The following is a 24,727-nucleotide window of genomic DNA, read 5'->3' as shown; positions in this document are numbered from 1 at the left end:
TTTCAGGAGGTTATCATGATCGCCAGCAAATTTGGTATTGGGCAACAGGTCCGCCACAGCCTGCACGGCTATTTGGGTGTGGTAATTGATATCGATCCTGAATATTCTCTTGAGCCACCTGAACCTGATGAAGTTGCAAACAATGATACTTTGCGCTCATCACCCTGGTATCACGTGGTCATTGAGGATGATGAGGGGCAACCGGTACATACTTATCTCGCTGAAGCACAGCTGACTTATGAAGATGTGGATGCTCACCCAGAGCAGCCGTCGTTGGATGAACTGGCGGCGTCCATTCGCCATCAATTACAGGCCCCACGTCTACGAAACTGAGTCTCCAGACACCTTAGTCTCAAGGCATATCAATAAAACCCGGTGCACCCTGCCGGGCTTTTTATGGCGGGGAGTTGCCCCAATAGGTGCGAATATTACTCTTTTTCTAAGCCCAGCCGAGGTATTTCAATTTTCGGGCAGCGATCCATAACCACCTTTAGCCCCGCATCCGCCGCCAATGTTGCCGCCAACTCATTAATCACACCGATTTGCAGCCATAGCACTTTAGCACCGATGGCTATCGCCTCCTGTGCCACGCCATACGCAGCTTCGGTGTTACGAAAGACATCCACCATATCAATTGCATGAGGGATATCCGCCAGTTCAGCGTATACCTGCTGCCCCAGTAACGTTTTTCCCGCTAGTTTCGGACTGACAGGGATAACCTGATACCCCTGCTGTAGCAGATAAGCCATAACACTATAACTGGGACGCGATGGGTTATCACTTGCCCCGACTAGCGCAACTGTTTTTACCTGCTGGAGAGTGTCAGCAATCTCTTTATCGTGCATTTTTCAGCTCCTCTGATGCGCTAAAAGAATATTCCTATCCATTTGCATTTAGGTGGAATGATAAATATTAGGCGACGTCTAAGTGTACATCATGTGGAAAATTGAGAATAAACCCGGTCTAATTGATTTCGTTTAATAGATATAGCACTAATAACTGTTAGATTGCCTCTTTTATCTTTAGAATTCATTAGGATAATGATGACACATTTATACTGAATATTTCAGAAAGTAAATAAGTGTGGGCGCACGGAAAGACTTTGACACATAATCTAGCCTGTCTGACAATGTAAGTGGATATCACCTTCAGGAGCAACACATGAAATTTGGTCTGGTGGTCGCAGGGATTTTGGCCGTTTGCTGTAGCACTTCAGCGTTAGCCACGACCTTAAAACTTGCACCGGAAATTGACCTGTTGGTGGTCGATGGCAAAAATATGTCTGGCTCCTTGCTAAAAGGGGCCGATAGTTTGGAGCTAAACAGCGGCCAGCATCAAATCCTGTTCAAAGTGGCAAAACCGCTGCCGGCAGAACCGAAAATATTGTATGCATCTCCGCCACTGGTGGTGGTGTTTAATACCCGCAATATTCGCTCAGTTGCCATCAAACTACCCGCTATCGAGACTGAACGAGATGGGAATAAGTTCTCTAAAAACCCTATATTTCAGCTTATTGGCGATAATGGCCGCCCGTTGTCGGTGCGCCACGATGTGCTGCACGAAGAGAATCTCAACACTGCGACAACACTTGAAACCGCAATGGCCACCTATAACGTCGGGCAATACAGTGCTTCCGTTCCCTCATTTGCCACAATACCGCCGTCACCAGTAAGTGCCGTGCCGGGGACCACCATTGCGGTTGCAGGTACAAATGCAACACAGAAGACAACCCGTCTGCAAGGTGAGAATGTCGCTGAACAGATGCTGCAATATTGGTTCCTGCAAGCCGATGCCGAAACCCAACAGCGCTTCCTGCTATGGGCAAAAAAACCACCCGCTAAGTAGTGAGTCCCGTTTAGGCTGCTCTTAAATATCAGGTTATGCTTGTTTCTTCGCATTTCTTTGCGTTAGCGCTATGCACAAAATAGCCATTTCAGTAATCTGTCAGCAAACCGCTGGCTCTTATTGAAGGATATTTTGATGGAACTCACCACCCGCACTATTGCGGCACGTAAGCATATTGCCCTTGTTTCCCATGACCACTGCAAAAAATCACTGCTTGAGTGGGTCATGGCAAACCGAGATCTTTTGGCACAGCACGAACTTTATGCCACTGGCACCACCGGCAATCTGGTTCAAAACGCCACGGGGATTGATGTCCACTGTTTGCTTAGTGGCCCAATGGGGGGGGATCAGGAGGTGGGCGCACTGATATCTGAGAAAAAAATCGATATCCTTATCTTCTTCTGGGACCCGCTCAATGCGGTTCCCCATGATCCAGATGTAAAAGCCCTGCTGCGCCTGGCGACGGTTTGGAATATTCCCGTGGCCACTAACCGCTCAACCGCAGATTTCTTAATTGGCTCAGCTTTGTTCAGCAGTGAAGTGACCATCGCTATCCCTGATTATGATCACTATTTGAAGCAACGCCTGAAATAATCATGAAGCCCGGTGATGACCCATCGGGCTTCATTTTAGCTAGGGTTTGCGCTGAACCGGGACACCTAATTCACCCAGTTGCTGAATAAAAACAGAGGGATTAGCCGTGTCTTGCAGCAGCCATACTTGATGTTTTGCTCGGGTCATGGCGACATAAAGCAAACGCCGCTCTTCTGCATCAGGGAAATCCTCCGGTGCCGGTAGCAGCACATCTTCCAAAATTGACTCCCGTGCCACGGCAGGAAAACCATCACTCCCCTGATGTAAACCAGCAATAATTACATAATCAGCCTGTTGCCCTTTACTGGCATGAATCGTCATAAAATCAATGATTAACTTTGGCCAGCGTGTTGCCGCCTTTGACAAAATATCGGGCCGCAGATGATGATAACGCGCCAAGATCAGAATACGCTCGTCACCCTTAACAAAGCCACTGAGCTTATCCAGCAATGTCTCAAGTTGTTCGCTCGGTAAAATCATCACCGACTTTTTATTGCCTTTGCTTAAGCTATTCAGTGGTTTTTTCAATTGATAGGGATTTTGCTGGATAAACCGGTTAGCAATCTCACCGATGCGATCATTAAAACGGTAGGTCGTATCCAGTGCACATTCAGCGCCCTCGCCAAAATGCTGACTAAACGCCGTCGTGAGGGAGAGCTCTGCGCCGCTGAACCGGTAAATTGCCTGCCAATCATCACCGACTGCAAACAGGCAAGTTTGCTTATTTTGCTTACGCAGCGCGGTCAGTAGCATGGCCCGTTGCGGCGAGACATCCTGAAACTCATCGACCAAAATGTGTTTCCACGGGCTAACAAACCGCCCTTTCTCCAGCAAATTTACCGCCTGATGAATCAGCCCGGAGAAATCGACGGCCCCCTCCTCTTTCAGCGCTGTTTTCCATGCTTTTAGTAAGGGTGCCATTAAACGTATGCGTTTCTGGAAGAGATCGCGTACCTCCTCATCAGCCTGCTCAATCATTTCGGCCTGACTACCGCCATGCATCCGCATCAATCCTAACCAGCGCTCAAGTCGCCCTGCCAGCCGCGCCGCCAGTCGTTTATCCTGCCAAAAATCACCTTCACTGACTTCCCATGCCAACTCATGGGTTAGCCACTCACGCCACCCTTTAGCCTGCGCTTTCTTTTCGCTGCACTGCTGCTGCCAATGCTGAATCAACAGCGATCTTCTGGCTTTGCTGTCAGATTCCAATTTACTGATAGCGGGGGTTTTGCGGCTGCCTTGCTGGATAATCTGCAACGCAAGTGCATGGAAGGTTTTGGCCTGAATATCATCCACCGCCAACCGCTGCTTGATGCGGCTATTCATTTCGTCAGCCGCCTGGCGGCCAAACGCCAGCAGCAAGATCTGCTCAGGTCGTGCTTCATTACGGCGTAATAGCCAGGCCGCGCGGGCCACCAGCACCGACGTTTTACCACTGCCCGCGCCTGCCAGTACCAACACCGAATCTTCACCGTTGACCACCGCACGACTCTGCGACTCATTCAGTGGCGAGCTTTCAACACTCTGGAAGAGATCTTGATGCTCCTCCAGCATTCGGTTAGTCCATTGCTGATTACGGCGCTCTACACTACGGTTACCTTGCTGCAACCAGCCCAAACAGAGCTCATAATCCGCACGACAAGAGTCAAACGCCATTAATCGCTGTTCGGGCATAGGTAACGCCGCGAAAGCCTCACGAATAGCGTTTTGTACCTGACCTAATTCGCTACGTTTAAACCATTTATCCTGCTGTTCAATTCGCTTAATTGATTCGACTTGTTTATGCAAAACCTCAACACAAACCCGGCTCATCTCCTCACTCCATTGCTGCCAGATGCCCAGTAAGTGATGATAAAAACGTTGGGTCTCCTGCCATTCAGTGCCATGCAAACGCACAACCTGCTGATTTGGCAGTTCAAATTCCATCTCGCCCCAGACAATACCGCGCTTACATTGAATGTTAACCAACTGGTTAAACGGAATCAGGTATTGATGTTTATCACCGCATACTTCAATGCCCGCATTTAGCAAGCGCACCCGATTATAGGGGTGCTGAGCCAGATGCTTGCCAAAAGATGTCGCTTTAAGTTCCATATCTGCGCGCCAAACTCGTATTAAGTGAATTGAAATAACATAATGGAGTGTAAATAAAATAATTGAGTTTAAACAATAGGTATCCGATAGTTGAAAAAGGAAACTCACCCGTGCTATCCGTATAACATGGTTAGTCGGTGTTATCACTCATCCGCATTGCGGTTTTTATATTCAGCCTGGTAGATTAATCATTATGCGTACTGTACTGAACATTCTTAATTTTGTTTTAGGTGGTTTCTTCACCACGTTGGGCTGGCTGTTAGCCACAGTCGTCAGCGTCATTCTGATTTTCACCTTACCATTAACCCGCTCTTGCTGGGAGATTACCAAGTTATCATTTCTCCCTTATGGCAATGAGGCGATCCATGTCAATGAATTATACCCAGAAAAAAGTAATGCTTTGCTAACTGCGGGTGGTTCTCTATTAAATATTGTCTGGTTTGTGCTATTTGGCTGGTGGCTCTGCTTATCACATATCGTCACCGGTATTGTGCAGTGTATAACCATCATCGGGATCCCGGTGGGGATTGCCAATTTTAAGATTGCTGCTATCGCACTATGGCCAGTGGGTCGCCGTGTCGTTTCAGTCGAAATGGCGCAACAGGCAAGAATAGCCAATGCTCAACGCCAGTATCAGCAACGCTGAATTTCAGTTTTAGAGGTTTTTTGTGCTCACTTTCGTCACTGCTTTACGCCGTTATGTCTACAATAGTAGTCTGCTTTATCATGTCCGTATCTTTATCGCGTTGGCGGGAGTAACAGCGGTTCCATGGTGGATTGATCAACCTAAACTGACCATTCCACTGACCCTAGGCGTTGTTGCCGCAGCACTGACTGACCTTGATGACCGCCTGACCGGGCGGTTACGTAACCTATTCATTACGCTGATCTGTTTTTTTGTCGCCTCAGCCTCCATTGAGCTTTTATTCCCTTATCCCTGGCTCTTTGCCCTTGGCCTGACCTTCTCAACCTGTGGTTTCATTCTGCTGGGTGCCTTAGGCCAACGCTACGCAACCATTGCTTTTGGTGCATTGTTAATCGCCATCTACACCATGCTCGGCACCTCGATGTACCATATTTGGTATCAGCAGCCACTGTTACTGCTGCTGGGTGCCGTTTGGTACAACCTACTGACCTTGTGCGGGCATCTTATTTTTCCTATCCGCCCCTTACAGGATAATTTGGCCCGCTGTTATCAGCAGCTTGCCCGCTATTTGGAAGCCAAAGCCAATCTATTTGATCCCGATATTGAGCCTGGGGTCGATCAACCTATTATTGATGTGGCGATGGCCAACAGCACTTTAGTCGCAACGTTGAATCAAGCCAAAGCCTCGCTGGTGACGCGGCTAAAAGGTGACCGGGGCCAGCGTGGGACGCGGCGCACCCTGCACTACTATTTTGTGGCGCAAGATATCCATGAACGTGCCAGTTCATCGCATGTCCAATATCAAGCGCTACGGGAGAAATTCCGCTATAGCGATGTGCTATTCCGCTTTCAGCGCTTATTAAGTATGCAAGCCAGAGCCTGTATGCAGCTTTCGCAATCTATCTTGATGAGACAAAAATATCAGCATGATCCTCGCTTTGAGCGAGCCTTTACTTTTTTAGATGCGGCACTGGCCAGAGAGCTGGCTCAAAACGAGAATGTGCAGCAAGTTAAAGCACTTTCCCATTTGCTGAAAAACTTGCGGGCGATTGATGCTCAACTGGCTGGAATTGAATCAGAGCAGGTACTCGCCGAAGGCCCACAGCCAGAAAGCCGTTTGTCTGACGACCACCTCACCGGTTGGAGTGATATTAAGCTGCGCATCAGCCGCCATCTGACACCAAAATCGGCACTCTTTCGCCACGCAGTCCGCATGTCCGTCGTGCTCTGTATCGGCTATGCATTCATTCAGTTTACCGGTATGCGCCACGGCTATTGGATCTTGCTAACCAGCCTTTTTGTCTGTCAGCCCAACTATAATGCAACACGCCGCCGCCTTGCACTGCGCATCGTCGGTACTCTGGCCGGCATACTTATCGGTTTGCCTATCCTCTATTTCGTGCCATCCATTGAGGGGCAATTAATCCTGATTGTGATTACCGGGGTGCTCTTTTTTGCCTTCCGTAATGTGCAGTATGCTCACGCCACGATGTTTATTACCCTGCTGGTTTTGTTATGTTTTAACCTGCTAGGCGAAGGGTTTGAGGTTGCTGCACCACGAGTATTCGACACTTTACTGGGGTGCGCTATTGCCTGGGTCGCTGTGAGCTTTATCTGGCCTGACTGGAAGTTCCGCCAACTTCCGACGGTGGTCCACAAAACACTTAATGCGAATTGCCGCTATCTGGATGCAATTCTGGTGCAATACTATCAAGGTAAAGATAACAGCCTGCCCTATCGCATAGCGCGCCGTGATGCTCATAATTGTGATGCCGAGTTAGCCTCCGTCATTTCAAATATGTCAGCAGAGCCCAAGAGTGATAACGAGACTCAAGAGGCGGCATTCCGTTTACTCTGCCTGAACCACACCATGCTCAGTTATATCTCCGCGCTGGGCGCTCATCGTGAGAAACTGACCAATACCGCCACACTGAATTTACTTAACGATGCTATTTGTTATATCGAGGGCACTCTTGAGCAAGAGCAACCAGACAGTTCGAAAATGGCACAGGTATTAGCGGGCTTATCTACCCGACTGCAAGAGTGTAACCCTGAGCCGGAGAGTAAAGATCAATTGGTTTTACAGCAGATTGGTTTACTGCTGGAGCTGTTACCTGAACTTAGTGAACTGAATAAGCAAATCAGCCAGACTCGTTAGTTAACCACGGGCCATCCTCGATGGCCCGTGGTTATGCTGTTTCATAGACTGCGCTGATGTGTGTCTCAAACCATTCAACTAGCTCAACACGTATCATCAACGGCAATGCAGCATAGTGGTAGCCACTGATAGCCCCCGCCAGTGACAACAAAACATTTATCCCAAGCGAGTGTCGTACCGCACGTAATTTCAAATAACAGCGCTTAGCGCCCTCAAGCCGCAACTCCGCTGCATTCTTAATGCCGACCTTCCATAATAACCGCTCAAGGCTAGCACTAAGATTGGGTAAATCCTTCAGTCTGACTGTGGGGCCTTTTTTGCTTAAAACCTCAGTTCTGGCCTCCTGATAAGCGCGCTCTGCAAAATTACGCAGCGTGCGTTCATCCTCCCATAAAAAAGCATCGACCCGATAGTAGCGCAGCAAAATCGGTATCCCACGTTTGGCGTAAACAAGGTTCGTCATCCCCCTCGCGCGAAATAGCCCCTCAACCTGATCATTGGCACGTAAATACAGTTCCCCCTCAGAAACCACAGCAAACATAATCCCATTAGCCAATAGTCCATAGCCGCCAAACAGTGAGCGAACTGTGATCTGGCCTAAAAAATTAAAGCAATCTCGTGCCTGCATGATTTTGTTTTCTGATGCGTTTTCCATAACTACTCCTTTAGTAAAAATCCGAACTAACGTCCCTATTTAGTTGCAATAAGTGTAAGAGGAACAACTAATTAGAAAATACGCAAAATGGATTGCCTAGCCAAATACAAAATGAATTTGCACGGGTTTACTTCGCAATTATGCGAAGCGTCTTGTAAAAATTTAGTTGATCTTCGAATAAACAGCGACTACTGTATATACATACAGGATACTACAGGCGAGGTTCATTATGCGTACTCAATCACTAAAACCTTATCATGCTAATTATCATTCTCTTGTTACCCGCGATGCCGCACAAAGAGTTGATGCTCCAACAGATAGTGGCCTTATCAGTGAACTTGTGTACAGTGAAAACCAACCTGCGGTAACCCAGCTATTACTCCCTTTATTACAACAGCTTGGTAAGCAATCTCGATGGCTCTTATGGTTAACACCGCAACAGAAATTGAGCCGTATCTGGTTACAGCAATCAGGTTTACCAGCGCATAAGGTTGTTCAGCTAAGGCAAATCAATCCATTGTCGACTGTTGATGCGATGGAAAAAGCATTATTGACGGGGAATTATAGTGTTGTGCTTGGCTGGCTACCGGAGCTATCAGACGATGATCGTATTCGTTTACGTTTAGCAGCAAAGTTAGGAAATGCTTATGGGTTTGTTATGCACCCTTTGAATGACACAAAAACGGGTCAAGGACAGTGCGCAACGTTAAAAATTCATTCTTCTTTGTATCATTAAGTGAATTTAGGATTTATCCCATGAATTATTACAATATTTAGCGCTTACTCCTGTGGAACTGACATAAAGCGAGTCGGAATGCGGCTTCCAGCAGAAAATGTCGCATAGAAAAGGCTGCTTTTTACCACTAAATCGTTAAAGATTATGTACTATTTCGCTTTTTTTTCAGGCCGTTTATTACATCACACTTGTAACTTTCTCGCCACGTTGTAGACTTTACATCGCTAAGGTTGCTCTAAAATGCCAAATCATACTGGCAGCGTGCTTAACGGGAGCGTTAAAACCTTAACGAAGAATTTTAACCAAGGGCTTGGCTTTTTAAAGCTCATTGCCTATTTGGATGATAACGAGGCGTAAAATGAAAAAGACAGCTATCGCATTAGCAGTGGCACTGGCTGGTTTCGCTACAGTAGCGCAAGCCGCACCGAAAGATAACACCTGGTACACCGGTGGTAAACTGGGCTGGTCCCAGTTCCAAGATACTGGTTCCATCATTGAAAATGACGGCCCAACTCATAAAGACCAAGTGGGTGCTGGTGCGTTCTTGGGTTACCAAGCGAACCAATACCTGGGCTTTGAAATGGGATACGACTGGCTTGGCCGTATGCCTTATAAAGGCGACACCAACAACGGTGCTTTCAAAGCACAAGGCGTACAGTTAGCTGCTAAACTGAGCTACCCTGTTGCACAAGATCTGGACGTTTACACTCGTCTGGGTGGTATGGTTTGGCGTGCAGATGCTACCAGTTCTGTCAATGGCGACCGCACTAGTGGCCACGACACCGGTGTTTCTCCATTGGTTGCTCTGGGCGCTGAATACGCTTGGACCAAAAACTGGGCAACCCGTATGGAATACCAGTGGGTTAACAACATCGGTGACCGTGCTACCGTTGGTGCTCGTCCAGACAATGGCATGCTGAGCGTAGGTGTATCTTACCGTTTCGGTCAGGATGATGCAGTTGTGCCAGTAGCGCCAGCTCCAGCTCCAGCGCCAGTTGTTGATACTAAGCGTTTCACACTGAAATCTGACGTGCTGTTCGCTTTCAACAAGTCAACTCTGAAACCAGAAGGCCAGCAAGCTCTGGACCAACTGTATTCTCAGCTGAGCTCTATCGATCCTAAAGATGGTTCTGTAGTGGTTCTGGGCTTTGCTGACCGTATCGGTCAACCAGCTCCTAACTTAGCTCTGTCTCAGCGTCGTGCTGACAGCGTGCGTGATTACCTGGTTTCTAAAGGTATCCCTGCTGAAAAAATCACCGCTCGCGGTGAAGGCCAAGCGAACCCAGTTACAGGTAACACCTGTGACAACGTGAAACCACGTGCTGCTTTGATCGAGTGCCTGGCACCAGATCGTCGCGTAGAGATCGAAGTTAAAGGCTACAAAGAAGTTGTAACTCAGCCACAGGCTTAAGTTTACAGCTTTCGTAAAAAACCCCGCTTTGCGGGGTTTTTTTTATGAGAATAAGCACTGCTGGGTCACAGAGTCTTTTCTTATGGTGTTTCCGGAGTAATCTCAAATTCCGAATACCAGACAGATTAACTCTCTTTACCAAGAATATCCTGCAAATCCTGTTTCAAAGAGGACATCTGGTGGGCATATTTCTCTTTGCGCTCAGCATCTTCAATCAACTGAACCACTGTCTCCGAAAGCGTATTACCACGACGCCGGGCAAGGGCTGCCAAACGTTGCCAGACCAAAAACTCTAAATCGATTGATTTTTTGCGGGTATGTTGATGCTCTGCATTAAAATGCCGCTTACGTCTGGCGCGGATTGTCTGCTTCATCCGAGTCGCCAGTTGCTGGTTCATATGTGCATCAATCCACTCCAACACCTTCACTGGCTCACTTTCCAGCTTAATCAGTTGCTCTACGGCGTCCGTAGCTGCACTGTTTTCGATATGTCGGGTAATGGCTTCACCTTCACGGTGTTTTTTTACCAAATACGCCCATTTCCAACCACTTTCCAAATTTTCCAGTTGTTGATATTTCATCGTGAGCTCTTTAGTGACCGCGTAACTTAAATCAAGCATAACAGCTTTACACAGAATTTCACCCTACTAAAAGCACATGAATAGATTGTTTTTTGTACGGAATACTGCCGATGTCTTACTCCTTGCCACCAACTGCTACTCTACGTGTATGCAGCCTGCTTTATTCTTGTATAATCGCCCTTTCCCTTTTTGACGATTGCATCTATTACTTTGACCAATAACCGACTTGAATGGCAGTCACTGCTGCCGAACACAACGCCATATGAAGCGTTATTCGCTACTGCCTCCCAATTGGAGCCTGTTCCTTTTGCCGTGATTCAGCCCCGGTTAGAAAATGGCATGACGCTGTTCTGTCATCCACAGTCTCAACCGCGTTTCATGCTGATCAAAGCTCAAGAGAGCACTGAGTATCTGGCACTAATTGCACAGGCGGTTAAAGAGCTGCAACCTGCGGCTTCAGCCCTGTTTGGTGGCGATTATCTGATAAATGGTCACCAAGTCACCTGGCAGCCAGCACAACGTGGTGACGAGCTGTTTGCGGCACAATCACGCTGCCTCTATCAGGAGTGGGTCGAGCCAGAGCAACTGTTTGGTTGTGTTAGATGGCATAAAGATCAAATCAGTTTGCAACCCGGCTTGGTTCATCAGGCTAATGGCGGCATCTTGATCCTGTCGGTACGTGCTCTACAGGCGCAACCATTAATGTGGCTGCGCCTAAAACAGATGATTGCCCAACAACGTTTTGACTGGCTCTCTCCTGATGAAACCCGCCCTCTGCCGGTACAGATTCCCTCTATGCCATTGGATCTGCGCCTGATTCTGGTTGGTGACCGTCTCGGTCTTGGCGATTTCCATGATATGGAACCTGAACTGGGCGAATTGGCTATTTATGGTGAGTTTGAAGTCGAGCTGCCACTGGTCGATATTGATGGCATGACCTTATGGTGCGGCTATATCAATGCGCTATTGCAACAAAAGCAGCTGCCGCCCCTCTCTGTCGATGCCTGGCCGGTACTGTTTCGCCAGGCGGTACGTTACAGCGGTGACCAAGGCAGCCTACCACTGTGTCCACAATGGCTAACCCACCAGCTAGCTGAAGCGGCACTGTATGTCGAAGAGGACACCATTACCGCCAACGCGCTGGAAACGGCACTGAATGCCCGCGATTGGCGGCATAGCTACCTCGCCGAGCGGATGCAGGATGAGATAGAGCTAGGCCAAATTCTGGTGGATACTGAAGGGCAAGTTGTCGGCCAAATTAACGGCCTGTCGGTGCTGGAGTACCCAGGCCACCCTTATGCCTTTGGCGAGCCGGCACGTATCAGTTGTGTTGTTCACTTAGGTGATGGCGAGTTTGTTGATGTTGAACGAAAAGCTGAACTGGGTGGCAATATTCATGCTAAAGGCATGATGATCATGCAGGCATTTTTGCATTCAGAACTGGATCTCGATCAGCCGCTACCATTCTCCGCTTCCATTGTTTTTGAGCAATCTTATGGTGAAGTGGACGGCGACAGTGCATCACTCGCTGAACTTTGCGCGTTGATCAGTGCGCTCTCGCAGCAGCCAATCAACCAACAAATTGCCGTGACAGGTTCTGTTGACCAGTTTGGTAATGTGCAGCCTATTGGCGGCGTGAATGAAAAGATCGAAGGTTTCTTCGAGGCTTGCCAGCGCCGTGGGCTAACGGGCACTCAGGGGGTGATTTTACCCTCCACCAATGTCCGTCATTTGTGCCTTAATCAGGCGGTGATTGAAGCCGTGCAAAATGGTCAATTCCATCTGTGGGCAGTTGATACGGTGGCTGAAGCGCTGCCGATATTAACGGGCGTGGTCTATGCCGATGAGCAACAACCGAGTCTGTTGGGTATAATTCAAGAGCGAATCTCGCAGGTAAATCCGCTGGACAGGCGTCGTTGGCCGTGGCCATTACGTTGGTTGAACTGGTTCAACCAGGGCTGATCGGACTTGCTCAGCGTACAGCTGTACGCTATTCTGCGCACTTCACTAAAATAAGGCTTACTGAGAACATGGTAGATAAACGCGAATCCTATACAAAAGAAGACCTTGAAGCATCAGGCCGTGGCGAACTGTTTGGCGCTGGCGGGCCACCGTTGCCAGCAGGCAATATGTTAATGATGGACCGTGTCGTCAAAATGACAGAAGACGGCGGCACCTATGGTAAAGGTTATGTGGAAGCGGAACTGGATATCAATCCGGACCTATGGTTCTTCGGTTGCCACTTTATCGGTGACCCTGTAATGCCTGGTTGCCTGGGCCTTGATGCCATGTGGCAGTTGGTTGGTTTCTATCTTGGCTGGTTGGGCGGCGAAGGGAAAGGTCGTGCTCTGGGGGTGGGTGAAGTTAAATTCACCGGACAGGTGCTGCCTGATGCCAAAAAAGTGACGTATCGTATTAATTTCAAACGTATTATTATGCGTAAATTAATCATGGGTGTTGCGGACGGTGAAGTATTAGTTGATGGCAAAGTGATTTACACCGCCACCGACTTGAAAGTGGGTTTGTTTAAAGACACCAACGCTTTCTAGTATTTTATCTGCTCTCCTTGTGCGGGGGATCGTAACATCCCCCCCACTGTTATACTGATGACTCACTATTTTGATGCCCAACGGCATTTTTTTTACTCAGTAACTACAATAAACGTAGTCACAGGGCGACCTGCTAATTTTCAGGTCATGGGCCAGCTAAATCCACTGTAACCAAGTGAGAGTGCATGGTATGCAAAGAACTCGTTTTGAAGATATGCCCTGTCCGGTGGCCCGCTCTCTTGAGCGAGTAGGAGAGTGGTGGAGCATATTGATCATTCGTGATGCCTTTCAAGGGTTAACGCGATTTGATGAATTCCAGCAAAGTTTGCAGCTCTCACCAACCATCCTCACTCGCCGCTTAAAATATCTGGTGGAGAGCGGCATCTTTGAAAAGCGGCTCTATAATCCCCGCCCCGCCCGCTATGAGTATTTACTGACCGAGCGGGGCACTGACCTCTTCCCTGTCATTGCAGCCCTGTTTCACTGGGGTAATCAGCATTTTGCGCCGGAAGGCCCCGCAGTGCTCCTTGTGGATCGCCGCACTGGCACACCTGTCGAGCCCATATTGCTCGACAGACACTCCGGGCAACCTATTCGTGCGCAAGATGTCACTCTTGCGGCAGGCTCCGTCAGGAGCGATATAATTAATCAACGGTTGGCACTGATGCAAGGCAAGCAGTCAGACGATGCCAGGCAGCCACCCCACTCAATTGGGCTTCAAAAGGAAAAATGATGAATACGCGCCGTGTAGTAATTACAGGAATGGGTGTGGTCTCCCCATTAGGCTGTGGTAGCGAAGCTGTTTGGCAACGTCTGCTGGCCGGACAATCGGGCATCCGTGTGCTGCCCGATGAGATTGTCGGCGATTTACCGACCAAAATTGGCGGACAAGTCCCAACTCTTGCGGCCGACCCCGCAGCAGGTTTTGATCCTGATAAAGCTGTTGCACCAAAAGATCAAAAGAAGATGGATCGCTTTATTGAATTTGCTATGGCCGCAGCGGATGAAGCCATTGCTCATGCAGGCTGGCAAGCGGATGACGTAGAGAAACAGGAGCGCACCGCCACTGTTATAGGTTCGGGTATTGGCGGTTTCCCCGCTATCGCCCATGCCGTGCGCACCACTGACAGTCGTGGGCCGAAGCGGCTATCCCCTTTCACTGTGCCTTCATTTTTGGTGAATCTGGCCGCCGGTCACGTCTCGATTAAGCATCACTTCAAAGGCCCGATTGGCGCACCTGTCACTGCCTGCGCCGCAGGTGTGCAAGCTATCGGTGATGCCGTGCGGATGATTCGCAACGATGAAGCTGATATTGCCTTATGTGGCGGTGCTGAGGCCGCGATTGATAAAGTCAGTTTGGCTGGCTTTGCCGCAGCACGTGCATTATCAACCGGCTCAAATGAGGCCCCTGAAAAAGCCTCGCGCCCTTTTGATAGTGCACGCGATGGTTTTGTGATGGGCGAAGGGGCCGGTTTGCTGGTTATCGAGGAGTTGGAACATGCCCTGGCCCGTGGTGCGCAGCCTTTGGCTGAGATTGTCGGCTATGGTACTAGTGCCGATGCCTATCACATGACCTCTGGCGCTGAAGATGGCGACGGTGCTTATCGGGCGATGAAGATTGCTTTGCGTCAGGCGGGGATTTCACCGGCGCAGGTTCAGCATCTAAATGCTCATGCAACCTCAACACCGGTAGGTGATCTTGGCGAAATCAATGCCATTAAGCATCTGTTTGGTGAGGGCGATACACTAGCGGTGACATCAACCAAATCGGCCACTGGCCATTTATTGGGTGCCGCTGGTGGGCTGGAAACCATTTTCACCGTGCTGGCATTACGCGATCAAATCGTTCCCGCCACGCTGAATCTGGAAAATCTGGATCCTGCGGCTAAGGGGCTGAATATCGTGGCGGGTAAAGCTCTGCCACATGAGATGACCTATGCGCTTTCAAATGGTTTTGGTTTTGGCGGAGTCAACGCCAGTATCTTGCTGAAACGCTGGGTGGGATAATTAGAGTAGCCAACAACACGGCATCATTAAGTACAAGGGCTAATTAACAACCTCCGCAATATGCGCATAAAGCGGAGGTTATCCCTTAGTCTGACAGAGAGCCGCTTAAGCGGTCACAGCCCTGTCCTCCATGGCTTGTCGCCAACCTCCTAACCAATGCGATCTAGCGTCTAAAGCTTGATAGGGACAAATTTCCCTCGAACGCCCTGAAATACCTGCCTGATACCCACGTGACAACGCCCTTTCCAGGCGATCTCTTTTCTGTCTCTTCATGCCTCGTTTCCCTCATCTTTCGGTCTGGTGGAAAGAAAACAGTGACCACTTTATGTGCAATCACAGTTAAGTGATAGTCCTTAAGAAACAGAAAAGCAATGCGCAAAATTCACGCCAATGTCACATTTGTGAGCTATGCCCGCAGAATACGCTAAGTGATTGATTTAGGGTGGTTGGAGGTAATGGATTGATATTTAATGAGAATCCTCTTTCATAGCAATTTTATTATTACCAATGAAAGAGGATTAGATTGTTTTAGAACAATATATTATTTAACCCGCTGCAACTGGGCGGCAATCGTCCCAGCTTCTTGCTGCCAGCCCGCAGCCAGGGTGCGGATCAGGGCATCATAACCATCTTCGCTCTGCTTCAGCTCCAAATCGAATGGCTGCTTAATCAGTTGCCCCTGATGTTTCAGGATCCAGACACCACGGATGATGGCACGGCCATCATAACGCCCATGGAACCCAGTGACGGTCACATTGAGGACATCCTGATCGCTATCCAGCGGCTGGGAAGAGACCAACCAACCCGGCAGTGCATTACTCAGATTGGTGACCAAAGTTTGCTGCAACTGTTGATCCAGTGGGCTGGCCCATAGGTTGTTGGTCGCAATCACATATTGCACATCGTTGGTTTGATAGACCACCCCTGTCGCAGCGAGATAATCAGCGACACCAACATGCTCAATCCACAGTTGCCTTGATGCCACGCTGCTACTGGCGGTAGCAGGCGCACTCATTGCCGGTAACTGATAATAAGTTTTGCTAGGTTCGCTGCTGCAAGCGCTGAGTAACAGCGCGGCGATAACTGCCATCCATTTCATCATTTTTTGGCCTTCTTAGGCTGAGGGTCCTGACTTCCTGCTGCTTCAAATACCAGCGCGTTACTCTTCTCATTCAGCGTCCGCAATACCGGCTGTAACTCACGCAAGACCTGATCTAACCGCTGCATATCGCCGACCATTTTATTGTAGGCCGGAGAACCAGGCTGGAAGCCTTTCATGCTGCGATTCAGCTCATTCAAGGTTTTTTGCAGATCTTGTGGCAGATCTTTCATCGCCGGACTGGTGGTAATAGCCGTCAGTGACTCCAGGGTTTTCTGCGTCTCACGCATGGTTCTCTGACTCTCAACCAGCGTTTTTGTGACCTCATTGAGCATTGGGTCTAGCGGCAGATTATTAATCTTATCCAGTGTTTGCATCACTTTTTGCTGCATCTGCGCTAAGCCGCCACTAACTGTTGGCAGCAATGGATAACCCGCCACTTCCAACGGCCCTTTCCACGGTTTGGCATCTGGGTAGAAATCCAGATCAATAAACAGTGCACCGGTCAACAAGTTACCCGATTTCAATGAGGCCCGCAGACCGCGCTGTTTGGCGGTTTTCAGTAGCTGTTCGAAATTGGCATCTGGACCTAAATCTTTGCGGAAACGGCCCGGTTCAATACGAATAAGCACCGGAATGCGGAAATCATTATCCAGGCGCTGCCTCATCCCATCGGTGAAGAATGGAACATCGCCGACAGTACCCACGCGGATCCCGCGGAACTCTACTGGCGCCCCCGACTGCAAACCACGGACTGAATCGGAGAAGAACAGCAAGAAGTCTTCATGTTCCGTATAGAGTGAGTTTTGGATGCTACTGCGGTTATCAAACAGCTTAAACTCGGGCTTATCTGCCGTGATTGGCTTGCCCAGTTCTAAACCATCAGGGACATCAAAGCTCACACCGCCACTGAACAAGGTTGCCAGCGATGCCATTTCGACTCGCATCCCCTGCGAGGAGAGGTCAACGGCGACACCACTGTCCTTCCAAAAACGGACATTGGTGGTGACCAGGCTATCATAAGGCGCGCCAATAAATAGCTGATAGCGCATCAGGCGTGATTTAGCATCGAAAGTGCTGGTTTCCACCGAACCGACGCGATAGCCACGGAACAACACCGGGTCGCCAGCATTCAACTGCCCTGCTTGTTCGCTATCCAGTGTGATGCGCAGCCCTTTCGCATCGGGTGAGGCCAGTGGCGGGGAGTCCAGTAAGGTGAACTCATCTAATGTTCTGCCTTTGCTGCCGGGTTGCAGCTCAATGTAAGCACCAGAAAGCAGTGTCCCAAGGCCAGAAATACCCTCGCGCCCAATCTGTGGCTTGACCACCCAGAACACGGTATCGGCGTGCAACAGGGTATTCATACCTGAATTCAGCCGCGCCTGCACGATCACATGGTTGAGATCTTTACTTAGCGTGACCTGCTCAACGATGCCGACATCCACACTACGGCTCTTTATTTTTGTTTTACCCGCTTCAATACCCTCAGCATTCAGCGTGGTCATCACCACCTGAGGCCCTTGATGGCTAAAGTGATAAAACAGTATCCATGCACCAATCAGCGCAGTGATAATCGGGATGATCCACACTGGGGACCACCGCTTGATTTTTTCAATTTCCGCCACATGCTGGCTGGGATTATTGTCCGTCACCTTGCGGCTCCTTTTGGGTTGTGTCACTTATCCGATCCCAGGTTAAACGCGGATCGAACGTTAATGCAGCAAACATAGTCAGGATCACTACCATTGCAAACAGTAGCGCCCCGATCGCCGGGTAGATACTCATCAGTTGCCCGATACGGACTAATGACGAGAGCACTGCAATAACAAAGACGTCAATCATTGACCAGCGGCCAACAAACTCGACGATTTCATAAATAAAATGCATTCGTTCGGTATCAGTATTGCCCTTGCCTTTCGCATCCCAGCACAGCCAACCGATCGCCAGCATTTTTAGTGATGGCACCATAATACTGGCAATAAAAATCACCAGCGCCACCGGATAGGAGCCTTCGCTCCACAGGAAAATCACCCCGGACATAATGGTGGAACCCATTTGGTTCCCCAAGCTTTCAGTGATCATGATCGGTAGCAGATTGGCGGGGATATAGAGCAGGATTGAAGTAATAAGCAGTGCCATGGTCCACTGCAAACTGTTGCGGCGACGGACGTAACCGTGCGTATGGCAACGGGGGCATTGCACCTGAGATTGCGGCAAAATGGCGGTACAGCAGGAGCAGGAGCGCAGCCCTTGGCGCAAACCGGTACGGCCAGCAATTAATGGATGAGGTAACGCGGGTGCCGGCGCAATATCCTGCCACATCCAGTGGCGGTCAACACATTGGAAAGCGCGCACTTGCAACAAACAGAATAGGCAATAGGGGATAAAACTGCTGCCGATGCCAATTTCACCATAGGCCATCAATTTGACAAAACTCACCAGCACACCGGCGAGGAAGATCTCCACCATGCACCAGGTTTTAAATTGGAATAACGCTTTTGCTATCCACGCCTTCCAGCGGTTGGGCATGCGAACCCGCAGGCAAAGCAGAATAATTGCCACCATACAGAAGGCCGGTATCAACTGCACCAGCACCATAAATAGCGTTGCCATGCTGGCATAGTTATCCGCCAGCATCACTTTGGGTATTTGGATCAGGGTGACTTCACTGGTGATCCCCGCGACGCGCATTTTAACGAAGGGGAACATATTCGCCAGCAACAGCATAAGCAGTGCACTGATAGCATAACCAACCGGGCGCTTACGTGGCTCATCCCACCGCGCGGTCAGTGTGGTCTTACAGCGCGGACATACCGCTTTGGTGCCATAAGGCAGGGAGGGTAAGGCCACTGACATATCGCACTGCCGGCACAGGATCACATCCCCTGACTGCCCGGAGTGCTCGCCGTGCTCAGGCTGAATAATAGAACACAATATCTCATTCCTTACGGCTATATATGCCCTTCATCATTGAAGGGCATAGCTGAACACCGTTCTATCAAGAGGCGTAATATAACAATAGACACAATAGCATTATAACGTGGGCTATTGTGTCAGCTGATAGAGCAGTGATTATGCGTTTTTAGCCATTTTTCTGAGCTTCCAGCTCTTCCCAACGACTAAACGCAACTTCTAACGCCTGTTCGGCATCGGCTAATGCTTTCAAGACCTGTTGTGTCTCTTCATGCGGACGGGAGAAGAAATTTGAGTGGCTAACCTGAGCCTGTAAGCCACTGATCTCATTTTCCAGCTTTTCTAGCTGCTGCGGTAACTGATCCAGCTCGCGCTGCAAGTTATAGCTCAGCTTACCCGGGCGCTTGACCGCCGCTGCATTGCTTTTTGCCGGTGCGGCAGCTTTGGTCTCTTCCACCTTAGCGGCCACCTGACGAATAGGTTTTGCCTCAGCACGCTGTTGGTGAGCATCATAATAACCGCCCACAAAGCTGCTGATTTGACCGTTACCTTCAAAGATCCAGCATTCAGTCACCGAGTTATCAACGAATTGACGGTCATGACTCACCAGCAATACCGTGCCCTGATAGCTATCAACCATCTCCTCCAACAGCTCCAGTGTCTCCACATCCAGGTCATTGGTCGGTTCATCGAGGATCAACAAGTTACTTGGCTTAAGGAATAACTTAGCCAATAACAGGCGGTTACGCTCACCACCAGACAGGGCTTTCACTGGTGTCATGGCACGTTTCGGGTGGAACAGGAAGTCTTGCAGATAGCCCAACACATGGCGTGAACGACCATTGACCATCACTTCTTGTTTACCTTCGGCCAGGTTATCCATTACCGTGCGCTCGGGATCAAGCTCTGCACGGTGCTGGTCAAAATAGGCCACTTCCAGTTTGGTGCCGCAATGCACTTTGCCGCTGTCCGCTTTAAGCTGACCGAGCATCAATTTCAGCAAGGTGGTTTTACCGCAACCATTCGGGCCGACCAAGGCAATTTTGTCACCACGCTGTACTTGCGCAGTAAAATCTTTCACCAGCACTTTGCCATCAACTTGATAATTGACATTTTCCAGATCAAAGACGATTTTGCCTGAGCGCACCGTCTCTTCCACTTGCATCTTGGCAGTGCCCATCACTTCACGGCGCGCCGAACGCTCCATCCGTAATGCTTTCAAGGCCCGAACACGGCCCTCGTTACGTGTGCGTCGTGCTTTGATGCCCTGGCGGATCCACACCTCTTCTTGCGCCAGTTTGCGGTCAAACTCTGCATTTTGCAGCTCTTCAACCCGCAGTGCCTCTTCTTTGCTGGCAAGATACAGCTCATAGTTACCCGGCCATGACACCAATTTACCGCGATCAAGATCGACAATGCGTGTCGCCATTGCGCGGATAAAGGAGCGGTCATGGGAGATAAACACGATGCTGCCCTGGAAATCTTTCAGGAAACCTTCCAGCCAGTTGATGGTTTCAATATCCAAATGGTTGGTCGGTTCATCCAGCAGCAGCACTTTTGGTGAGCTCACCAGTGCGCGGCCTAATGCTGCTTTACGCAGCCAACCACCGGACAGTGATGAGAGTTCAGCATCGGCCGATAGCCCCAACTGAACCAGCACTTCCTGGATGCGACTATCTAACTGCCACAGCCCCTGATGGTCAAGAATTTCCTGTAGCGCGGCCAAGCGATTCAGATTCTTCTCGCTTGGATCAAGCTCTACATCGTGCAGCGTGGCATGGTAAGCCTTCAGATGTTCTGCCTGCTCCTGCACCCCTTCCGCGACAAAATCAAACACGGTGCCGGCCACATTGCGCGGAGGATCTTGTTGTAGACGCGCCACAATCAAATCCTGCTCATAAATGATACGGCCATCATCCAGCGGAACTTCTTTGCTTAGAATTTTCAACAAGGTGGATTTACCCGCGCCATTGCGGCCCACCAGACAAACGCGCTCGTTTGCCTCAATATGCAATTCAGTATTATCTAATAAAGGCGCGTCGCTGAAGGAGAGCCAGGCACCGGACATGCTAATTAACGACATAGTTTTTACTTTTCCTCGCGGCGGTGAGTCACCAGCCAGCAGTTGTGAATTTGACGATTACGGGCAAAGTCTTCAGATTGCGTCTGCGCGGTTATCTCTTTCGCTTCCAGCCCCAACGCCTCTATCCCGGCCAAATCCATCTGGAAACCACGCTTATTGTTAGAGAACATGATTGTCCCCTGACGGCGCAGTAACCGTTTAAGTTCTTTCATCAGCACCAAATGATCGCGCTGAACATCAAAGGTGGTCTCCATACGCTTGGAGTTGGAGAACGTCGGTGGATCGATGAAGATCACATCGAATTGCTCATCGGTATTACTCAACCAAGAGAGGCAATCGGCTTGAATCAAACGGTGCTGTTGGCCCGTTAAGCCATTCGCCCGCAGATTCTTCTCAGCCCACTCCAGATAGGTACGCGACATATCGACCGTGGTCGTACTACGCGCGCCACCCAGACCAGCATGGACGCTTGCCGTGCCGGTATAGGCAAACAGATTCAGGAAATCTTTGCCCTGACTCATTTTGCCCAGCATCTGGCGAGCAATGCGGTGATCAAGGAACAGACCCGTATCGAGGTAATCGGTCAGGTTAACCCATAGCTTGGCGTTATACTCACTCACCAGCAGGAATTCACCTTTTTGTGCCAATTTTTCGTATTGGTTTTTGCCCTTCTGGCGTTCACGGGTTTTCAACACCAACTGATTTGATGGTAAATCCAACACCGCGAGTGTGGCATTAATCACATCAAACAGGCGCTGACGCGCTTTTTGTGCATCAATGGTTTTCGGCGGCGCATACTCCTGCACCACGACTTTGCTGCCGTAGCGATCGACGGCTACATTGTAATCGGGTAAATCGGCATCATACAGGCGGTAGCATTCGATACCCTGCTGTTTGGCCCACTTATCCAGTTTTTTCACGTTCTTACGCAGACGGTTGGCGTAATCCTCCGCCACCTGTAAACCACCCGCCCCCTGTGGGTTGGCCGCTAATTGGTAGTTTTTCTGCACACAATCAAGTGGGCCATTTTTAGCTTTAAATTCGCGATCTGCGCGTAATTGCAAGCAGCTTAGCAGCTCTGGCGAAGCACTGAACAGTGACAGGCGCCAGCCACCGAATGCGGTTTTCATAATGCGGCCGAGCATATTATGCAGCGCAATCAATGCCGGCTCACTTTCCAGCCGCTCACCATAAGGCGGGTTACTGATAACCGTGCCCACAGGCCCTTCTGGCAATGGATTTACCAGTTTACTGACGTCATTGGCATTAAAGGTAATCAGCTCTGATACCCCGGCACGACGGGCGTTGGCCCGTGCCATCTCAATCACCCGACGATCAATATCGGAACCGAAGAAACGGGAAGTCGTCTCTTGCAAACCGGTGCGCGCACGAACTTGCGCTTCAGTGGTCAATTCGCGCCAGAGATCTTCGTTAAACGCGCTCCAGCCAGTGAACCCCCAATGTGACCGATGCAGGCCCGGCGCACGATCAGATGCCATCATGGCGGCTTCGATCAGCAAGGTGCCGGACCCACACATGGGATCGACCATTGGCGTACCCGGCTGCCAGCCAGAACGCTGAATGATTGCTGCAGCCAGATTCTCTTTCAGCGGAGCCTGACCGGTCAGGTCACGGTAGCCACGCTGATGCAGACCTTCGCCACTGAGATCAAGTGCTACACTGGCCATATCCCGTTGCAGGAAAACATTAACGCGGATATCCGGCTGCTGCTTGGCGACGGTCGGGCGCTGATCCAATTTGCGGGTAAAGCTATCCACAATGGCATCTTTGACTTTCAGCGCACCATACTGACTGTTGCGGATTTCGTCATTCACGCCGCTAAAGTGCACGGCAAATGTTTTATCTAAACCAAAGATTGACGGCCAATCAATCGCCTGCACCCCAAGGTACAAGTCCAAGTCACTGTAAACTTTAAATTCGTTAAGCGGTAACAGGATGCGCGAAGCCAGCCGGCTCCACAGCAAGCTTTGGTACATGAGTCGATCGTCGCCCTGAAAATGTACCCCACCCTGTACTATTTTACAGTCGTGAGCGCCCAGCGCTTCGAGTTCGCTTTTTAACAGTTCTTCCAGTCCACGCGCCGTGCTGGCAAACAGAGAGTTCATATCGCACTATCACCAAAAAGAAAATTGTTGCGCATTATAGCTAATCCCAGCAGCTTGTCATAAAGTTGCTCCCTCTAAATTTTATACACGCACGGAGGCAATGGTGATTACCCTCTCCCGACTCTACGTTCATCCAGTCAAATCCATGCGCGGTTTACAGCTTTCTCATGCTCAAGTCAGCAGCAGCGGATTGGCTTTTGACCGCGTATTCATGATTACTGAGCCGGATGGCACTTTTATTACTGCGCGTCAAAATCCAAAGATGGTGATGTTTACACCGGCATTAATGTCGGACGGCTTATATCTCACCGCCCCCGATGGCGAGAGTGCCAGTATCCGCTTTAATGATTTTTTAGCCAATGCCGAACCGACTGAAGTTTGGGGAAATCATTTTACAGCGCTGATTGCCCCTGCCGATATCAACAACTGGCTCAGTGGTTATTTTCAGCGTGAAGTGCAATTGCGCTGGCTTGGAACGGAATTAACCCGCCGGGTAAAACCGATGCCAGAAGTTCCACTCTCTTTTGCCGATGGCTTCCCTTACCTGCTGATCAACGAAGCATCCTTTAAAGAGTTGCAACAGCGCTGCCCCGGCAGTATTAAGCTGGAACAGTTTCGGCCAAATTTAGTGGTGACCGGTGCGAGTGCATTTGCCGAGGACAGTTGGAAAGTTATCCGTGTCGGCGATATTACCTTTGATCTGGTTAAGCCATGTAGCCGCTGTGTATTAACCACAGTCAGCGTTGAGCGTGGACGGAAACATCCAACCGGCGAGCCATTGCGGACACTGCAGACATTCCGAACGGCGGAGAATGGCGATATCGATTTTGGTCAGAATATGGTGGCCAGAAACAGTGGTATTATTCGCGTCGGCGATGAAGTCGAAATTCTGTCAACCAAACCACCACGGCCTTACGCCGCAGGTATCATCATTGAAAGCGTTAATGCACCACAAGATCAATCCAAAGCGGTATCCATTGAATATAATGGCATCCGCTTTAATGGCAATAATCAGCAGGTGTTGTTGGAGCAACTGGAACAACAGAATATCCGTATACCCTATTCATGCCGAGCTGGGATATGTGGTAGTTGTAGAATTACCTTAGTGGATGGCGAAGTTGCACCATTAAAACAGAGTGCCATTAGCAATGACGGAACGATTCTTTGTTGTAGCTGTATTCCTAAGGGCGACATTACACTCAGTGGTAAATAAGCCTCTAATAGAGCCAA

At 49.6% G+C, this 24,727-nt stretch carries 22 protein-coding genes; 12 read left to right on the top strand and 10 right to left on the bottom strand.

From position 1 onward, the window contains the following. Nucleotides 1–15: 15 nt before the first annotated feature. Nucleotides 16–333 carry a heat shock protein HspQ gene (hspQ, locus tag FFE93_RS08275; RefSeq protein ID WP_004873797.1) on the top strand — a complete coding sequence of 106 codons (318 nt, stop codon included), beginning with the start codon at nucleotides 16–18 and terminating at the stop codon, nucleotides 331–333. 95 nt (nucleotides 334–428) lie between these two features. On the opposite strand, the gene FFE93_RS08270 is transcribed toward hspQ, so the two are convergent. Continuing rightward, nucleotides 429–845: a CoA-binding protein gene (locus FFE93_RS08270; protein WP_005279808.1), complete on the bottom strand. Its 417-nt coding sequence runs from the start codon at nucleotides 843–845 to the stop codon at nucleotides 429–431. Nucleotides 846–1,161: 316 nt separating this feature from the next. On the opposite strand from FFE93_RS08270, the gene FFE93_RS08265 reads away from it, so the two are divergent. Both FFE93_RS08265 and FFE93_RS08260 read left to right on the top strand, forming a co-directional pair. Beyond that, nucleotides 1,162–1,845, top strand: coding sequence for a DUF2057 family protein (locus FFE93_RS08265; RefSeq protein WP_005279810.1), 684 nt, complete (start codon nucleotides 1,162–1,164; stop codon nucleotides 1,843–1,845). A gap of 135 nt (nucleotides 1,846–1,980) precedes the next feature. Next, nucleotides 1,981–2,439 (top strand): methylglyoxal synthase, encoded by a 459-nt coding sequence (locus FFE93_RS08260; protein ID WP_005279811.1) that lies wholly within the window; start codon nucleotides 1,981–1,983, stop codon nucleotides 2,437–2,439. A gap of 39 nt (nucleotides 2,440–2,478) precedes the next feature. Here the strand turns inward: FFE93_RS08260 and helD are convergent, their stop codons facing one another. Then, the gene (gene helD, locus FFE93_RS08255) at nucleotides 2,479–4,533 is read right to left on the bottom strand and encodes a DNA helicase IV (protein WP_005279909.1); all 2,055 of its coding nucleotides are present in this window, start codon (nucleotides 4,531–4,533) and stop codon (nucleotides 2,479–2,481) included. A gap of 193 nt (nucleotides 4,534–4,726) precedes the next feature. Between helD and FFE93_RS08250 the strand changes: the two genes are divergently transcribed. Continuing rightward, on the top strand, nucleotides 4,727–5,179 hold the full coding sequence (locus tag FFE93_RS08250) for a YccF domain-containing protein (protein WP_005279908.1): 453 nt from the start codon (nucleotides 4,727–4,729) through the stop codon (nucleotides 5,177–5,179). A gap of 22 nt (nucleotides 5,180–5,201) precedes the next feature. Next, the gene (gene yccS / locus FFE93_RS08245) at nucleotides 5,202–7,337 is read left to right on the top strand and encodes a YccS family putative transporter (RefSeq protein WP_057646894.1); all 2,136 of its coding nucleotides are present in this window, start codon (nucleotides 5,202–5,204) and stop codon (nucleotides 7,335–7,337) included. Between the two features lie 31 nt (nucleotides 7,338–7,368). On the opposite strand, the gene FFE93_RS08240 is transcribed toward yccS, so the two are convergent. Next, complete coding sequence (locus tag FFE93_RS08240) at nucleotides 7,369–7,992, bottom strand: TfoX/Sxy family DNA transformation protein (protein WP_005278797.1); 624 nt, start codon at nucleotides 7,990–7,992, stop codon at nucleotides 7,369–7,371. A 229-nt stretch (nucleotides 7,993–8,221) separates the two neighbouring features. Here FFE93_RS08240 and sulA point away from each other — a divergent pair, with 229 nt between their 5' ends. Together sulA and ompA are read left to right on the top strand one after the other, a co-directional pair. Beyond that, nucleotides 8,222–8,728, top strand: coding sequence for an SOS-induced cell division inhibitor SulA (sulA, locus tag FFE93_RS08235; RefSeq protein WP_005278795.1), 507 nt, complete (start codon nucleotides 8,222–8,224; stop codon nucleotides 8,726–8,728). 358 nt (nucleotides 8,729–9,086) lie between these two features. Then, a complete protein-coding gene (gene ompA, locus FFE93_RS08230) occupies nucleotides 9,087–10,139 on the top strand; it encodes a porin OmpA (RefSeq protein ID WP_054872804.1) in 1,053 nt (350 codons plus the stop codon). 125 nt (nucleotides 10,140–10,264) lie between these two features. Here the strand turns inward: ompA and matP are convergent, their stop codons facing one another. Continuing rightward, nucleotides 10,265–10,720, bottom strand: a complete 456-nt coding sequence (gene matP / locus FFE93_RS08225; RefSeq protein WP_032898824.1) for a macrodomain Ter protein MatP — start codon at nucleotides 10,718–10,720, stop codon at nucleotides 10,265–10,267. A 210-nt stretch (nucleotides 10,721–10,930) separates the two neighbouring features. Here matP and FFE93_RS08220 point away from each other — a divergent pair, with 210 nt between their 5' ends. The 4 genes from FFE93_RS08220 to fabF all read left to right on the top strand — a co-directional run bounded on the left by FFE93_RS08220 (nucleotide 10,931) and on the right by fabF (nucleotide 15,276). Next, entirely contained in the window at nucleotides 10,931–12,682 is a 1,752-nt protein-coding gene (locus FFE93_RS08220; protein ID WP_032898822.1) for a Lon protease family protein, read from the top strand. Between the two features lie 68 nt (nucleotides 12,683–12,750). Then, nucleotides 12,751–13,269 (top strand): bifunctional 3-hydroxydecanoyl-ACP dehydratase/trans-2-decenoyl-ACP isomerase, encoded by a 519-nt coding sequence (gene fabA / locus FFE93_RS08215; RefSeq protein ID WP_005160035.1) that lies wholly within the window; start codon nucleotides 12,751–12,753, stop codon nucleotides 13,267–13,269. A gap of 190 nt (nucleotides 13,270–13,459) precedes the next feature. Further along, entirely contained in the window at nucleotides 13,460–14,002 is a 543-nt protein-coding gene (locus tag FFE93_RS08210) for a winged helix-turn-helix transcriptional regulator (protein WP_049601381.1), read from the top strand. Then, the gene (gene fabF / locus FFE93_RS08205; RefSeq protein WP_049601385.1) at nucleotides 14,002–15,276 is read left to right on the top strand and encodes a beta-ketoacyl-ACP synthase II; all 1,275 of its coding nucleotides are present in this window, start codon (nucleotides 14,002–14,004) and stop codon (nucleotides 15,274–15,276) included. Before FFE93_RS08210 ends, fabF begins: the two co-directional genes overlap by 1 nt. 105 nt (nucleotides 15,277–15,381) lie before the next feature. On the opposite strand, the gene rmf is transcribed toward fabF, so the two are convergent. The 6 genes from rmf to rlmKL form a co-directional block, all read right to left on the bottom strand. Next, nucleotides 15,382–15,549 carry a ribosome modulation factor gene (gene rmf, locus FFE93_RS08200; protein WP_005170911.1) on the bottom strand — a complete coding sequence of 56 codons (168 nt, stop codon included), beginning with the start codon at nucleotides 15,547–15,549 and terminating at the stop codon, nucleotides 15,382–15,384. A 268-nt stretch (nucleotides 15,550–15,817) separates the two neighbouring features. Then, a complete protein-coding gene (pqiC, locus tag FFE93_RS08195) occupies nucleotides 15,818–16,378 on the bottom strand; it encodes a membrane integrity-associated transporter subunit PqiC (RefSeq protein ID WP_032898817.1) in 561 nt (186 codons plus the stop codon). Then, nucleotides 16,375–18,027 (bottom strand): intermembrane transport protein PqiB, encoded by a 1,653-nt coding sequence (pqiB, locus tag FFE93_RS08190; protein ID WP_049601389.1) that lies wholly within the window; start codon nucleotides 18,025–18,027, stop codon nucleotides 16,375–16,377. The genes pqiC and pqiB overlap by 4 nt, the downstream gene beginning before the upstream one ends. Further along, the gene (gene pqiA / locus FFE93_RS08185; RefSeq protein ID WP_409994337.1) at nucleotides 18,014–19,231 is read right to left on the bottom strand and encodes a membrane integrity-associated transporter subunit PqiA; all 1,218 of its coding nucleotides are present in this window, start codon (nucleotides 19,229–19,231) and stop codon (nucleotides 18,014–18,016) included. The genes pqiB and pqiA overlap by 14 nt, the downstream gene beginning before the upstream one ends. Before the next feature lie 226 nt (nucleotides 19,232–19,457). Further along, entirely contained in the window at nucleotides 19,458–21,371 is a 1,914-nt protein-coding gene (locus FFE93_RS08180) for an ABC transporter ATP-binding protein (protein WP_032898813.1), read from the bottom strand. Between the two features lie 5 nt (nucleotides 21,372–21,376). Then, on the bottom strand, nucleotides 21,377–23,497 hold the full coding sequence (rlmKL, locus tag FFE93_RS08175; RefSeq protein WP_049601392.1) for a bifunctional 23S rRNA (guanine(2069)-N(7))-methyltransferase RlmK/23S rRNA (guanine(2445)-N(2))-methyltransferase RlmL: 2,121 nt from the start codon (nucleotides 23,495–23,497) through the stop codon (nucleotides 21,377–21,379). Nucleotides 23,498–23,597: 100 nt separating this feature from the next. Between rlmKL and FFE93_RS08170 the strand changes: the two genes are divergently transcribed. Beyond that, on the top strand, nucleotides 23,598–24,710 hold the full coding sequence (locus FFE93_RS08170; protein WP_005278766.1) for a YcbX family protein: 1,113 nt from the start codon (nucleotides 23,598–23,600) through the stop codon (nucleotides 24,708–24,710). The last annotated feature ends 17 nt before the right edge of the window (nucleotides 24,711–24,727 follow it).

The organism is Yersinia sp. KBS0713 (assembly GCF_005937895.2).
GTDB classification, from domain to species: domain Bacteria; phylum Pseudomonadota; class Gammaproteobacteria; order Enterobacterales; family Enterobacteriaceae; genus Yersinia; species Yersinia bercovieri.
Note: the sequence above shows the minus strand (reverse complement) of the source record. Positions and strands in the feature narration are given on the sequence as shown.